This window comes from Iodobacter violaceini, assembly GCF_011601265.1.
GTDB lineage: Bacteria > Pseudomonadota > Gammaproteobacteria > Burkholderiales > Chitinibacteraceae > Iodobacter > Iodobacter violaceini.
This window is the reverse complement of the sequence record NZ_JAAOLX010000001.1, coordinates 48722-62943: the sequence shown is the minus strand read 5'-3', so window position 1 is coordinate 62943 and position 14222 is coordinate 48722. Positions and strand designations below refer to the sequence as shown.

Annotated in this window: 19 protein-coding genes; 1 reads left to right on the top strand and 18 read right to left on the bottom strand. The window is 49.3% G+C overall.

Annotated features, from left to right (window positions below):
• Positions 1-170: 170 nt before the first annotated feature.
• The 11 genes from HA050_RS00295 to HA050_RS00250 form a co-directional block, all read right to left on the bottom strand.
• On the bottom strand, positions 171-932 hold the full coding sequence (locus HA050_RS00295; RefSeq protein ID WP_166820644.1) for an HvfC/BufC N-terminal domain-containing protein: 762 nt from the start codon (positions 930-932) through the stop codon (positions 171-173).
• A complete protein-coding gene (gene bufB / locus HA050_RS00290; RefSeq protein WP_166820634.1) occupies positions 907-1740 on the bottom strand; it encodes an MNIO family bufferin maturase in 834 nt (277 codons plus the stop codon). The genes HA050_RS00295 and bufB overlap by 26 nt, the downstream gene beginning before the upstream one ends.
• Positions 1741-1893: 153 nt before the next feature.
• Entirely contained in the window at positions 1894-2151 is a 258-nt protein-coding gene (gene bufA2, locus HA050_RS00285) for a BufA2 family periplasmic bufferin-type metallophore (RefSeq protein ID WP_099399485.1), read from the bottom strand.
• Positions 2152-2335: 184 nt separating this feature from the next.
• Positions 2336-2548, bottom strand: a complete 213-nt coding sequence (locus tag HA050_RS00280; RefSeq protein ID WP_166820632.1) for a VF530 family protein — start codon at positions 2546-2548, stop codon at positions 2336-2338.
• A 145-nt stretch (positions 2549-2693) separates the two neighbouring features.
• Positions 2694-3146, bottom strand: coding sequence for an RrF2 family transcriptional regulator (locus HA050_RS00275; protein ID WP_166820631.1), 453 nt, complete (start codon positions 3144-3146; stop codon positions 2694-2696).
• 136 nt (positions 3147-3282) lie between these two features.
• The gene (locus HA050_RS00270) at positions 3283-4278 is read right to left on the bottom strand and encodes a LacI family DNA-binding transcriptional regulator (protein WP_166820629.1); all 996 of its coding nucleotides are present in this window, start codon (positions 4276-4278) and stop codon (positions 3283-3285) included.
• A gap of 71 nt (positions 4279-4349) precedes the next feature.
• Positions 4350-5009 carry a glutathione S-transferase gene (locus HA050_RS00265; RefSeq protein ID WP_240928933.1) on the bottom strand — a complete coding sequence of 220 codons (660 nt, stop codon included), beginning with the start codon at positions 5007-5009 and terminating at the stop codon, positions 4350-4352.
• A 62-nt stretch (positions 5010-5071) separates the two neighbouring features.
• A complete protein-coding gene (locus HA050_RS00260; protein ID WP_166820627.1) occupies positions 5072-5701 on the bottom strand; it encodes a LysE family translocator in 630 nt (209 codons plus the stop codon).
• A 265-nt stretch (positions 5702-5966) separates the two neighbouring features.
• On the bottom strand, positions 5967-6236 hold the full coding sequence (locus HA050_RS22500; protein WP_369698411.1) for a TIM barrel protein: 270 nt from the start codon (positions 6234-6236) through the stop codon (positions 5967-5969).
• An 81-nt stretch (positions 6237-6317) separates the two neighbouring features.
• Positions 6318-6614 carry a hypothetical protein gene (locus HA050_RS21895; RefSeq protein ID WP_205836233.1) on the bottom strand — a complete coding sequence of 99 codons (297 nt, stop codon included), beginning with the start codon at positions 6612-6614 and terminating at the stop codon, positions 6318-6320.
• Positions 6615-6632: 18 nt separating this feature from the next.
• Entirely contained in the window at positions 6633-6785 is a 153-nt protein-coding gene (locus tag HA050_RS00250) for a rubredoxin (protein ID WP_439898212.1), read from the bottom strand.
• A gap of 234 nt (positions 6786-7019) precedes the next feature.
• On the opposite strand from HA050_RS00250, the gene HA050_RS00245 reads away from it, so the two are divergent.
• Positions 7020-8432: an aminotransferase-like domain-containing protein gene (locus HA050_RS00245; protein ID WP_166820625.1), complete on the top strand. Its 1413-nt coding sequence runs from the start codon at positions 7020-7022 to the stop codon at positions 8430-8432.
• A gap of 105 nt (positions 8433-8537) precedes the next feature.
• Here HA050_RS00245 and HA050_RS00240 read toward each other — a convergent pair whose 3' ends face one another.
• The 7 genes from HA050_RS00240 to HA050_RS00210 all read right to left on the bottom strand — a co-directional run bounded on the left by HA050_RS00240 (position 8538) and on the right by HA050_RS00210 (position 14032).
• Entirely contained in the window at positions 8538-9032 is a 495-nt protein-coding gene (locus HA050_RS00240) for a type II secretion system protein (protein WP_166820623.1), read from the bottom strand.
• Positions 9004-9402 carry a type II secretion system protein gene (locus tag HA050_RS00235; RefSeq protein ID WP_166820621.1) on the bottom strand — a complete coding sequence of 133 codons (399 nt, stop codon included), beginning with the start codon at positions 9400-9402 and terminating at the stop codon, positions 9004-9006. Before HA050_RS00235 ends, HA050_RS00240 begins: the two co-directional genes overlap by 29 nt.
• A gap of 453 nt (positions 9403-9855) precedes the next feature.
• The gene (locus HA050_RS00230; protein ID WP_166820619.1) at positions 9856-10350 is read right to left on the bottom strand and encodes a type II secretion system protein; all 495 of its coding nucleotides are present in this window, start codon (positions 10348-10350) and stop codon (positions 9856-9858) included.
• Between the two features lie 2 nt (positions 10351-10352).
• Positions 10353-12296 (bottom strand): secretin GspD/PilQ domain-containing protein, encoded by a 1944-nt coding sequence (locus tag HA050_RS00225; protein ID WP_166820617.1) that lies wholly within the window; start codon positions 12294-12296, stop codon positions 10353-10355.
• A 136-nt stretch (positions 12297-12432) separates the two neighbouring features.
• A complete protein-coding gene (locus tag HA050_RS00220) occupies positions 12433-12966 on the bottom strand; it encodes a hypothetical protein (protein ID WP_166820615.1) in 534 nt (177 codons plus the stop codon).
• A complete protein-coding gene (locus HA050_RS00215; protein WP_166820613.1) occupies positions 12963-13505 on the bottom strand; it encodes a GspMb/PilO family protein in 543 nt (180 codons plus the stop codon). Before HA050_RS00215 ends, HA050_RS00220 begins: the two co-directional genes overlap by 4 nt.
• Positions 13506-13507: 2 nt before the next feature.
• Complete coding sequence (locus tag HA050_RS00210) at positions 13508-14032, bottom strand: hypothetical protein (protein ID WP_166820611.1); 525 nt, start codon at positions 14030-14032, stop codon at positions 13508-13510.
• Positions 14033-14222 lie beyond the last annotated feature (190 nt).

The window sequence follows — 14222 nt, the reverse complement described above, 5'->3', positions numbered from 1 at the left end:
CGATCAGGGACCAGGCGCATTTGCGGGTCTGAAAATACCATCACTCTGGCATGGTATTGGAGGCGTCCAAAGGCGTGGCAGGGGCAGGCGGGGGAGGATTGTTTGGTTTATTACGCCATGCTGTGAAGGAATTGCGAGGCATGTCCTGAGCCCGGTTGGCGCTCAGGCGTTTAAGCCGTTGTAATCAGCCCCTGCTCAATCCACGTTCGCAAAAAACCTGCGGCCGTCAGAGGCACGTCGTTGATATCGTCGCTCAGGAGCGCCTCACAGATGGAGGAAAAGTTTGCGCCGCTGGCCAGTAAGTTTAATGCATGAGTTTCGGCTGGACTGGCGCTGCGCCAATGGATGCTTAAATCAGGCTTGCGCCAGACTAGACAGGGCTGTGGAAGGCATTGTGGCTCTGGCGGAGTTTGCTCTGCCATCAGTGCTTGCCACACCTTAGGCGCGTTCCATTGCAGCGATAAAATACTTAAGGAAGGATGCAGCTTAAAGCTCAGCTGGCCCCAATCCCCGGCCGGAATCGCCTGCAGGTTTTCCAGCGTCAGCAGGGGGGCGTCAGCGGCATCCACGGTATGGCGCAAAGCCCATTCAAAAGCAGCCAGCTCAGCAAAAACAGGGACGCTGGCATAGGGCTGCCCGTGCGCGAGGAAGGTGGCCAGCTGATCGCCAAACCAGCGTATCGATGGGTGCGATGAGGGATGGGCGGACAGATAAGCACGGGCCAGTGTGTAAAAATCATCGTCACCCAAAATTTGAAACAGGGCGGGGTAATTGCTTTGCAATGCTTCGGCTAAGCGCAAAAAATAGCCATCAGCGTAGATGGCGATCTTCCGTTCGCGGCTGATATTTCCCTGATTGAGCGGCTGCTGTATTTGATCGCTGGCCGTCAGAATACTGGCCTGCAAATTACGCTGCCATGCATGCAGATTCATGGGTAGCTCCTGTCTGGCGGGCATGATCCAGCTCAGCTAATAATTCGGGCAGAGCCGGGATATTTGCATCGCGCTCAATCATGGTGGGAATCGCACCCCATTGGCTTATCGCTTGAGCATATAAAGACCACACTTCGGTGCAGATGGCCTGATCGTGGGTATCGATGCAATGATCGCCATAATCGGTGTGCCCAGCCAGGTGAATATAGGCGATGCGCTGGTGGGGAATATTATGTAAATAGCGCAGCGGATCAAAACCATGATTACGGCTGGAAACATAGATATTGTTAATGTCGAGCAGTAAGTCACAGCCGGCTTCGCTAAGGATGGCGCTGATAAATTCCCACTCTTGCAGATTGGCTTGGGCTTCGAGATAGGTCGAGGCGTTTTCAATCACCAGCCGGCGGCCTAAAAAATCCTGTACCTGCCGGATTCGCCCGGCTACATGCTTGATTGCTTCTTCCGTATAGGGAATTGGCAGCAAATCATGCAGGTATTTGCCATCCACGCCTGTCCAGCAAAGATGATCTGAAATCGCTAATGGCTCAACAAGCTTGGCCAAAGTTTTAATCTCTGCAAGGTAATTAAAATCGAGTGGATCGGTCGAGCCTATATTCATCGCCACACCGTGCATCACCATTGGATAATCGCGGCGAATTTGCTCCAGGTAATAAAGGGGCTTGCCGCCTGGAACGAGATAATTATCTGAAATGATTTCCAGCCAGTCCACAGGTTGTTTCCGGGCTAAAAAATCAGCATAGTGTTCTGGTCGCAGACCGAGTCCAAAGCCTTTGAGAGATTGATTCATAGTGGCTCAGATAAGAAAAGGGAGGCTCTTTTTGTAAAGAAATTGCAGCCCCTGAAAACAGGCCGCAGATCCGATCAAAAGGCTTTGAATAATTAATTATCTATCACTCAAATAAAAAAGGGAGCTGAGAAGGCCCCCTTTGTAATATTGAGTTTATAAAACTTTCCCGCCCTGATCGCCGCAAGCTTTGGCGCTGGCTGCAGGCAGCCAGCCATGACCCTTACACACATTTTGGCCTTTACAAGCGTTATCCGCTGTTTTACACATGGATGTGCCTTTACAGCTGTTAATCCCCGCGCATTTTACTTCTTTGCTTGCATCGCCAGATGCAGGCATTTCCTCAGCATGCGCCGCAAAAGTGAAAAGTGTTGCGGCGGCCGCGGCTAAGGTTGCTCCGGTTATACGATTCATGGTCAATCTCCAATTTTTGCAGGATAGTCAACAAGCATGATTACTTGCTGATCCTTAGTCGTAGCAGACTGGCAAAATATGACGAAGATTTTTATATATTTTTTTGCTGGGTGTTGAGGCCGGGCTGCATCATGTGTTTGAAGATGGGATATGACTAACTTTTGAGGGTGCAGGATCTTTTGTGTTAGCGGCGCATTCTGGCGTCCAGCTCTTCTACTTTGCTGCGTGCCCAAGGCGTGCGGCGCAGAAATTTCAGGCTGGATTTGATGGATGGATCTGTTGTAAAACATTGAATGGGGATTCGGCGGGCCAGCTCTGGCCAGCCAAAATGATCGACTAAATCGGTCAGGATATTTTCTAAGGTGATGCCGTGCTGGGGATTATTTATTTGGGTCATGGTTGTCTGGTGATGCAGTGCAGATTTGAATGGCGGGAAACTTGATTTGTCAGGCTTGAAAAAGCGTAAAGCAAAAGGCTCTAAATGCGGTTTTTCCCGTGAAATGCCAATAAGGCCTGGCTGTCAGGGATGGGGTGCTCCTGGATTAGTCTTTTACCTGCACTAAGGGAATACTAAAAATTGCATTCAGCTCGGCGGGGTTATTAATTAAATCCTGCAGGGTGTAGCGGTCAAGTACGCTGTAAAACGCCTGCATGGCTTCAAACAGCACGCCCTTTAAGCGGCAGATACCATCAATGCTACAGCTGGAATGCGCATGATCAAAGCATTCTACAACCGGGCTGTCTGCCTCGCTGAGGCGTACCAAAGCGCCAACGCTGATCTGATCTGCCGGGCGGGATAAACGCATCCCCCCCCCTTTGCCCCGGGTGGTTTCTAAAAAACCATTGCGCGCCAGAAAGCTCATGACTTTCATCAGGTGATTGTCAGAAACACCATAGGCTGAAGCAATCTCCCCCCGCGTCACAACGCCATCGTTCTGTATACCAACGTAAATTAAAGTACGCAGACAGTAATCAGTAAAAACATTCAGGCGCATTGCTGTTGTCCGGACTTTAAAATAAGCATTTATAGTACATCTTCAGGCTGGATAAGGGTATGGCATTTAATGCCAGTGGCTTGGGGATGGGTGATACGGGCTGCCCGTGCAGGGCAACCCGTCTGCTCTGCCGCGCTTAACTACGCTGATGCAAGCTTGCCGGAATCCATACCGAATCTGCCGCCTCGCCCTGCATAAGCTTCAATACTCTGGCAAGGCTTTCGCTGGCGAGTTGCTGGCTGTCCTGCACCACGGATTGAATACCCCATGGCAGGCAGTTGAGCAGGTTATGATCGTCAAAGGTCATTAAATGCTTGGGCATGCCGTTTTGTTTTTCGTTGATATACGCCAGCGCGCCTTCCAGCAGGGTGAGTGAGCCGGTAAACAGGCTGTCGGGATAGTGGCCAAGACGCTCATAGCATTCAGCCATCATGCTGTAACCCGATGGGCGCAGGTAATCTCTTTGCCATACCCAGTATGGCTGCTCTGGCACACCGCTTAATTCCAGTCCTTTGCGATAGCCAGCCAGCCGGTCCTGGCTTGGGGATAAATCGGCTTGCCCGCCAAAATAAACCACTTCTTTGCTGCCACCCGCGATGGTTTGCATGACCAGGGAGGTAACGGCATCAATGGCGTCGGTGACCACAAAGGGAATCGGGCAGTTTTTAATATGGCGGTCAACAAACACCAGCGGCAGGCGTAAAGACCATTTTAAATATTGTGTTGCATCGCTGCTGCAGGGCACCACAATCAGGCCGTCTACCTGGCGGGTAAGCAGATGCTCAATGCCTGCTGTTTCCATGCTGGCCTGCTCATTACTGCTCATCACCAGCAACTGATAGCCTGCTTTGCGGCACAGGGGCTCTAAAGCTTGCGCAAGGCTGGCGTGGGCAAAGTTGCTGAGCTCCGGCACAAGTAAACCTAAAGTGCCGCTTTTGCGGGAGCGCAGCGTTTTGGCCGATTGCGAGGGCTGAAAATGATGCTCGCGTGCAATCGCCAGTACGCGCTCCTTGGTGGCTTCCGCGATACGGTATTCTGCCGAGCGTCCGTTAAGGACAAGGCTGGCCGTGGTTTTGGAAACATTGGCCAGGCGGGCAATGTCATCCATCGTTAGGCGTATAAATTGGCTCACAATGACTCTTAATGCACATTCAAGTTGCAAGGTTACCTAAAAAACAGCAACTTGGATTGCGTAATTGTATTTTAAGGAAAAATAAAAGGGCGGGCCCCTGCCTGCCAGACTGCAAATTTTTGCATCACGTTTTGATAATCACGGCTGCTGCAGAAAAAATTCAACCACTGCTTTAGCTTAGGATAGGGCGCAGCGTCAAACCATTTTGGATCAACGCCGGCAAACTGGCGAATAAAAGGAAATATCGCGGCATCTGCCAGGCTGATTTTATTCGAGAGTAAAAAAGTAGTCTGCGCCAGCCGGGTTTCTAAATCACGTAAAAATAACTCACCCTGATGACGATAGTATTCTTTGGGCTGATCAGGATAACGGTCAGCGTATTTATATCGATCAAGATGCGTTTTAAATACCCGGTCATTATGATCTATTAGCAGGGCAATTTGGGTGCTTAGCGCCGTACTTTGCTGACAAAGCCATTGCTGCGGATCATTTTGCAATAATGCCCATTGCATAATATCCAGGCTTTGCTCTATGACATTTCCATTATTTAAAACCAATACCGGCACGGTGCCTTTGGGCGAGGCGAGCAGCAATTCTGCAGGCTTATCTCTCAGCACAATTTCACGTAATTCAACTTGAATACCAGAATACTGAATCGCCATTCTGGCACGCATGGCATAGGGGCAACGGCGGAAGGAATAGAGAATCGGCAGCATGGGAGCAAAGGGCAAACAGGATGCTCACCATGATACGCGAATTGACAGGCTGAAAGCGCAGAAGGGCAGGGGGGATTTTATGCCAGAAAGCTGCGAGCGAGCATTGCGGCTACGGCCAGAAGTAAAACGGCACTGGTTTTATGCAGCAAAGATTGTCTGGAAGGCTGATCAAGTAGTGGCTTAATCCGCTGGCCAAAATAACAATAGCTGCAACCACTGGCAAATTGAAGAACAAGAAATGTGATTCCTAAAATAGAAATATCTGTCATTTGGTGATCTTGTTGTGCTGAAAACTGAGGAAAAACAGCTGTAAACATTAGGATTGTTTTTGGATTAGACATCCCGGTAAGCATCCCTTTACTGAATAAATCTTTAAAGTTTTTAAGGTCTATATGAGTGTTTATTTGTATTTCTTTTCTGGTCCATTGTTTGTAAGCAAGATAAATAATATAGCTGATACCTGTGAGTTGAATGGTATGAGTGAGAAGTGGGTAATCCTTAATTATTTCTGAAAGGCCTATAGCAAAAATAATGATTGAAATTAAATAAGCAAGGCTTGCACCCATTTGTGCAGGGAGCGCACTTTTCAATCCACTTTTCAGACCAAGGCTAAGCAAGAAAATGGTCATTGGCCCCGGGCTGAATGTCATCGTAAAGCAAAAAATAACAAAATAGCTGAAATTTTCTAGAGTTAATCCTGTTGTCATTGTCTTTTCTTTTGTTCCGGGTGAGTGTATTTGCGAGGCAGAAATACTGCCTCTTTTCTTATGCCAGTGCTACATCCCGAATGGCTTGATGTAAATTTATTAATTCTTGCAGGCCTTGTTCTGTAGATTGATTCCTTGTTTCAAATGCAACAAGGCCACTCCATTGGGTCTGGTGTATAGCTAAAATTAGCTCAGCATAATCAATAGATCCATCACCAATTCCTAAATGCTGGTCTTGTATGCCATTGTTATTGCTAAAAGAAATTCATTTTAATTTTTTGTGATAATTTATAATCACATCTGCTGGTTTCCCTTCTCCGATGTGAGTATGTCCAATATCTAAAAAAAGATATACGTTTGTATGGTTATTCAGATTTCTAAGAATGAAATCATACTCTTCAGCACAAGTGAATATATAGTGGAAAGGCCGATAGTTTTTGTAGTTAGAAAGATTTTCTAAATAAATATCTACGTTTTTTTTCTTTGCGCAGTCAGCAAGCTCAATGATTGATTTAAGGTAATTTTCTAATGCAATTTTTTTGCCTGTATAATGGTTTTTGGTTCAACAATACAACCGCCGTTAATAATTAACGGTGCGTTTAACTGGCTTGCAATATCAATTTTTTTTTGTATAATCCACTGCCGCTGCGCGAAAATCTTCAACATCGCTGGCGAGTGGTGCTTTGAAATTACCATGAAATAGTGGCTGAATTCTTGTTGAAAGGATAAGTTCATTTAAATTTGAAATACGTGCTTCATTCCAGTCGCTGACCATTTCTTCAATAAGGCTTCCATCAATATACCAGTGGCTGCATCCCATCTCGTAGGCTGTTTTTATTCCTTTCTCTGCAGTTAAATATTTTTGGTGTGTAATTTCATTGCAAAATGGTAGTTTTTTATTAATGTTGTTCATGGTCTTTTTGTTCTTTATTTATATTTCAGTAAGTATAAAATCTGATTTTCCCATTCCGCAGTCAGGGCATGTCCATGACTCAGGAATCTCTTGCCATGATGTGCCTGGCTCTATTCCTTCGCCTGGGATGCCTTCTTTTTCGGAATATATAAATCCACAGATAATGCACATATATGTTTTCATGTTTAATTTTATTTTTTCTTGCAGAGTTTCCTTAACTTTCATTTTAGAAAATAAATGGGGAATGGTGTTTACGCGGTGTTTTTTTACTGAGTGCTAACTGATATTTCTTCCTGACGTGTGATTTAGCAAGTGTAGTTTGAATAACAAGGGGCATACAGCTTAAGTAATGATTTAACCGACCTTGCTTTACCGGTAAAATAAGCGGCAAACAAAGAGAGTTCCATGACATTTCCTGCTATTCATTTTCAAAAAGGGACTTCTAAAGTCCGGCAAATTATTGAGGTTGTATCTGCGTCAATAGAGAGCGGCGTGTTGCCTGCGGGTAGCAAGTTACCCTCCGTCAGAGAGTTAACTTTGCTTCTGGGGGTGGGTAAATTTACGGTCATTGATGCGCTGGATCGCTTACGTGCGCGAAATTTACTGATATCCAGGCAGGGCAGGGGATATTTTGTGGTGGCGCAAAGTCCACAGGCGATTTATCCGCCGCAGGCTGATTTATTGCCCCAGGATTTGATTAGCGTGCTGCGCCGCTCCTTATTGGTGGATAACGGTGAGCTGCGCCCCGGCTGCGGTCATTTACCTGAATCCTGGCTGGATACCGATGCGTTTCGCCAGGCGATGCGCGCCACTGTTCGCTCCCCATTGCTGCGTGTTTCTGCTTACGGCAGCCCTGCCGGATATTTGCCTTTGCGTGAAGCATTGCAAAAAAAACTCTCTGAACAAGGGATGCCGGTGCATTTGGAGCAGATTGTGACCACATCAAATACGGTGCAGGGTATTGATATGCTGCTGCGTTTATTGCTTCGCCAGGGGGATACGGTACTGCTTGATGACCCCTGCTATTTTAACTTTCATGCAAATTTAGCTTTGCATGGCGCTCAGGTCGTGACGGTGGAGCGGGGAGCAGAGGGGCCTGATTTTGAGCGTTTTCAAGCTGTGCTGGCCAAGCACAGGCCCAGCGTTTATTTAAGCTGTGGGTTGCTGCATAACCCAACTGGGCATTCATTTACGCCTGCCCAGGCTTTCCGGCTTTTACAATTATGCAAAGAGTATGGCTGCCATATTATTGAAGATGATTTGTATGGAGACCTGCACAGCAATCCTCCCCCCAGGCTGGCCGCATTGGCAGGAGCAGACCATGTGAGTTATTTGTCGGGATTTTCTAAGATTTTAAGTGCGAATACGCGAGTGAGTTATGTGATTGCTGCACCGCAATTAGCTGCAAAATTAAGCCACCTTAAATTAATGAGCGGTGGTGGTACTTCAGAGCTATTAGAGCAATTGCTGTGCCGTATGCTTAATGAAGGAAGCTATGGCAAGCATCGTAAAAGGATTGCTGATCGTTTGCTGGAGTCCGGTGGGCGGGTCTTTGCGTGGTTGAAGCGGGCGGGATGCATCCTGCCCTTTCCATTTACAGGAGGGATGTTTATTTGGGCGAAGCTACCCGCAGGCGTGAATAGTGAGATGCTGGCGAGGGAGGGAATGAAGCAAGGCTTATTGCTCGCTCCAGGTGCACTGTTTAGCCGTCAGCCGCACACAGAGCAATATATGCGATTTAATGTTGCGTATAGTGATGATGCTGCTGTTGAGCAAGCGTTTAGTGCTTTGTTAAAGCCGTGTTTATTGAGTGTATAGGGAGCAGATTTAGGACGCATATACAGGATGTGATGGTGCCAAGCAAAAAAAGAATTTTGCAGGCAGAGGTGTATACAGGGCATGAAGACAATCCACCCTAAGTCATTATCTTTTCAGCGCTTTGCCATTGGGCCAGTTGGCAAATTTCCAGTCCTGATAGGTGTTTTGATTGGCGAAGCTGGCAAAGTCGGCGGGGAAGCGCTGTTGTTTGAGGGGTTTGCCTTTGGCCTGGCTATAGACGCCCATAAAGCCACCGCCGGGAGCAGAAATATAGCCCCAGTCTTCCCCTGTCATGGGGTCTTTATAGGCTTTGCGGATAAAGCGCCTTGGTGTGGGGCTGCGCGGATCCTGTACCAGTTCTTCCAGTGTTTTGGGGTATTGCGTGCCTTGCATCATATTTTGCTCGCTGTACAGCCGGATGCCACGGCGGATTTCAGCGCCTGCGCGCAGCAGTTCTTCTTCTTTGGCGCGCTGGGCGCGGTTTTGCCATGCTTCGCCCACTTGGGCGAGGTAAATGCCCATGATTAATACGGCCATTAAGGCCCATGCGTAAGCAAAACCGGACTGCTGTTTACCAGCTGCTGTAGGCCGAGCCGTCATTGCCGTTTCCTTCTGCGCCGCTTTTTATATCGTATACACCGCTGGCGTTTTCAGATTTGATGATTTGCCAGCCATCATTTTTGCCGGTGATGGGATCCATCGGCATTTCTCTCAGGTATTTGCTGCTGACCAGCTCGTCTATCGTGGCAGGGTAATGGCCGGTATCGGCATAAAATTTATCGATGGCATCGCGCATGGCAACAAGGTTGTGTTTGAGCACGGTTTCGTTGGCGCGCTCAGTCTGGTGAAAATAGCGGGGTACGACTAAGGTAAGCAGGCTGGCCATAATGGCGAGCACGACCAGCAGCTCGATCAGGGTGAAGCCTTTGTGGCTGGTGTGGCCTTTATTGGCAGACGACGCATGCGCCATGGTGATCCTATTGATGATGTGGTTTTACTTATTACGCGAGAACTAAAGTCAAAAATGATCAAAAGATCATTTTAGTGCCTTTGGCACGTTGATTTTGGAGCGGTAGCCACCGCGGGGGCCTCCCTTTCTTGAACGGCCAAGAAAGGAAGCAAAGAACGCCGCCCCACGAAACACGAAGGCTCCTGCGCTGCGGACAATCGAGGCGGCGGCAGGTGGGATTGGCTGGATCCTCCTTCCCTGGCCGAAACCCGCCCCGCTTGTTCCTCGCTCCGGCGTGTCTCAAGGGGACTTTAAAAAGCCCCATGCCACAAGCAGCAATAAACGACAGATAACTGGGTTTGAAAGTATTTAAAACCTATTAAAACACCTTAATTCTCCCTTGTTTTTCTCCGTGAAACTCCGTGTTCTACGTGCCCTCCGTCGTTCAGGACTTGGGTTTCCACCGTTCACTATCTACCACTTCCTGTAAGCCGTACCATTCAGCCCAACTCCGCTGCTGAGTGAATACACGTCAAACACATCGCGGCCTTCCTGGGGTGAGTCGGGGGGGCTGGTGTAGCTGCGCAGACCCCATGTTTTTTCATCTGAGCTGCTTGGGCAATCGCAAAAAGGATCTCTGGGCAGGCGGCGCAGAAAGTAGATCATTTTACCATTGGGGTCTTTGGCGTCTTTTACTCCTTCTGTTAAGACGCTCAGATTGGGCGGGTAGCCGCTTTCGTCCAGATTTTTTTTAACTTGCCCCTCGTCTGCCGCTTGCTTATAGGCATCGATAGCACTGCGGATTTGCCAGAGTGCGCGGCGCAGCTCTTCTTCCCGCTGGCGGGCAGAAGCAATTTGCGAAAGCGGCATGGCCACCGTGGCCAGCACGGCCAGGATGGTGAGGGTCACCATCAGCTCGATCAGGGTAAACCCCAAAGCGGGCCGGTAAGCAGGCAAACGGGGCCACATCTTTAGCGCCTTCCCATGCCATTGCCTCTGCCGGTTGGCGGCGTAACGGCCTGAGGGTTGTCTTCTGCAGCTTGCGCCACTGGTGCCGGGGCCGGCTGGGGAGCGGGCTCCGGTACAGCTTGCGGCATTATGGGCTGAGGTGCTGGCATCATGACACTGCCTGCCGCTGTGCTATTAATTTTGATGCTGGAGCTTGGGCGTAAACGCAGCGGGCTGGTGCTGATTGCGCCTTCGGTGCCGCTTTCAAAGGTCGTGATATGGGGCGATGGAATCGCTAAATTACGCACTACGCGGGGGGTAATTAAAAGAATCAGCTCGGTTTTTTTATTGTCGTCACTCTGATTGCCAAATAATCGATTCAGCACCGGCAGCTCACCAAGGCCGGGCAGCGCATTCCCGGTGGATTGGTTGGTGCGGGATAAGAGGCCCGCCAAGACCTGCGTTTCACCGTCTCTGGCGCTCATATTGGTTGTGGCGTTTCGCGTACCAATGGTGTAAACCGTGTTGCCGCTGGTGGTTTTGCTTTTATCGGTTACGTTAGAAACCTCTAAAGACACTTTTACGCTGATGTCGTTATCGATGGATAGCGTAGGCTCCACATTCAGGGTTAAGCCCACATCCAGATAGGTAATGGATTCCGAGGTGACGCCATTATTAGTGGTGCTGGTAATCACGGGCACCCGGTCACCAATTTGTACCTTGGCTTTTTCGCGGTTTTTAACTCTGATTTTAGGATTCGCCAGAATATTGGTATTGCCTTTATTATGGGCAAAATTGGCCGTCACGGCCGGGCTGCCAATATTCACCAGTACATCGCTTTTATTCAGATTATTCAGCTTATCCAGGCTGATTGAATTCCCAGCCGTAATGGCACCCAGGCCATTCGGTACACCAATTGAAGCCGAAACCTTTTGTGGATATTCAATCCCCATATTCAGTAAATCGGTACTGGTTACTTCAAGAATTTCCACATCTAAAATAATCTCTGATTGCGGTAAATCCTGGGCAGCAATCAACCGCTCGGCCACAGCAACCGCTTCGGCGGTATCGCGCATCACCAGCATGGATAAACGCTCGTCGATATACACGTCTTTGGTTTTAACCATTTGTTTAATCATGGCCAATACCTGTTTGGGGTCGGCATTGGATAAATAAAAGGTGCGCATGACCAAGTCTTTATAATCGCGGTCTTTATCCGGGCGTTTGGGGTAAATTAAAATGGTGTTTTCATTTAATACTTTTTTATCGAGCTGATTCGTCGTTAAGATTAAATTAATCACATCTTCTACGCTGCTGTCGTGCGCATAAATAGTGGTGCGTAAATTAGGCGCAACATCACGATCAAAAATAAAATTAACTTTACCAATACGCGAAATAATATCGAATACGCTGCTGATGCTTTGATCTTTAAATTGCAAAGAAATCGGGTTTTTTAAAGATTGCGCCAGGCCGGGGCGCAGCGTGACTTCACGTGTTTTGCGGCTTTCTACCTCATCACGCAGCTTAAGTGCCTGCGTGTTGCGCGGATTGTCGGTCAGCATTTGTGCCAGTACATCCAATGCTTCTTCCGGCTTATTGTCTTTGATTTCCCGCGCATATTTCAGCATGGAATCCTGCCGCGCTGCGATTTCACTCAGCCTTAAGCCTTCCAGTGCCCGGTAATTACCCTTATCGTGCGACAGCATCTGCTGATAGCGATTGGTCGCCAGCTCGATATCGCCACGGGCGCGGGCATTGTCGGCTTCTTTGAGCAAAGCGCTAAGCGTGATATCTAATTGCCGCTGAAAGCTGGCACGCAGTTTGATATCGTCAGGGTATAGCTTGGATTTTTCTTTTAATAGCTGCAGGCCTTGCTCTACTTCGCCTTCATAAATTAAAGACTCACCCTGTTTGCGGGCCATGTCGGCGGCGCAGCCAGTCAGCAAGCTGGCCGCGATAAGGGTCATGCTAAATGCGCGCTTCAAAATGTAGCTCCAAAAGAAAACATCCGCAGCTGCTTGAGCGGCAGGGAAATAATAGGTCGCTGTGTAAGTTGGGTTACGCGATAAAGCCTGCTAACCCAACCTGCAGGGGTGATGGGCTTCAAGGCGTCGCTCCCAGGGAAAGTACCTGCTGCTGATTCAGCGGCATAAAAGTAAAAATAATTTGCTGGCGGGTTACCTGATCCACCCGCCATGAGCCCAGCAAAACCTCACCTTTTTGCACACGGCCAAGGGCATTGCAGCTTTGGCAAACCACCATCTGCTGGCCGCCCGCCTCAAGCACCACGTAGTCAATGCTGCCCTCGTGCCAGGTGGAAACCACTTGAAACGGCAAAGGCGGGGCTACCGGCGGCGGGGTGGGCGTTGGCTTGGGAGTTGGCGTGGGTTTAGGTGGCGGCGGAGGAGGCGGCTGCCATGTCTGAACCGGGAATAAATTCACCGCCACGCTGCTGGCTGCCGGGGCCGAGGATGCTTGTGCAGCAACGGCCGATGCTTTCGCGCTGGCTTCACTGGCCGCGGCCGCATGTTGCTGGCGGCGGGCTGGTATGTCATCAGGCTGGCTGTCTTGCCATGCTGAGTAAAGCGTGAGCAAAACAGTGATCGCCAGAACAATTTGCAAGGGGCGCGAGATCATGGCTGCACCTTACTTAAATAAGACATTTGCACCTGAATACTGAGCATGGCCTCGCCAATTTGTTGCCGTGAAAGGCTGAGGTTTTCGATGCGCACGCCGGGCATGTTTTCCAGCTCTGCAATAAATTGCTGAAGATCGGGGTAAGTGCCATTAGCCGGAAACTGCAAGCCGTAGCGCAGCAGCTCACCGCCCACTTCGGGCGTGGCTTTGTAATCACTTTGCTGCAGCACAATATGTTTTTGCTCGGCCAGCGCATTGAGCTTAAGTAAAAACGCCGTAAATTGATTCGATTGCGGCAGGCGCTCTTCTGCCACACTGCTGGCGGTGGCAGAGGCACCGGATGTGGCCTGCTTCAGCTTACGCGCGGCCTCCTGCAGGCTAAGCTCGCGGCGCTCTAAATCTTTTTGGATGGGTTTGAGTTTTTGCACATAAAGTGCGCCGGTCAGCAGCAGCAAAACTAAGGCCGCAATTGCCAAAACGCCCGCATATTGCCGCCATTGGCGTAAATACCAAATGATCTGTTGTATGAGTCGCTGCATATTCATCGCCGCGGCTCCCAAACGATATCCAGGTTCACCTGCACCGGATGGAAAGGATCGCTGGCACGCAAATTATGCCGGGATAAAGAAACTGTTTTAACCCCCTTGGTGCTGCCAAGGCGATCAACCAGTGCCAGTGCATCGGCAAGCGTTTTGGCTTCTAAATCCAGCTTAATCAGATGCTCGGTACTTGCCAGCTCGATACGGGTATAGGCCACGGTGGGCAGCCATGTTTGCTCCAGCACGGCCAGCACCGGCCCGATAGCCTGTTGCTGAGCCTGATGCGCGGCCAGTACTTTTGCATTACTTGGGGCTTCTTTTTGCTCTTTATTACGCGCCTCATCCAGGCGGCGGCGCTGCCAGCTGATTTCATCTTCACGCGCATCCAGCTGCTGGCGAGCCTGATCGCTGATATCAAGGCGGGTCATCACCCAAAGCAGGGCAATCACTGCCACGACGACAAGGGCCAGGCCCAGCCAGGGGGTAGAGCGGGGTGATTGGTGAAAATCGAGTTGCATGGGCTTCATGCGGTAAAGTCCGGTTGATTGCGCTGTGATGGCAATATCGCAGGGAGGGTGAAACCCGTCATTGTGTGTGCATTTTGAAAATGATGATTCAAATCTATTTGCGTGGCATAGGGCTTAGAGCTCCCCTTAGTCCAGCCGAGCGAGGAACAAGCGGCATGGGGTAGTCGTCGATTCGTGTTTGAGCGAAGCG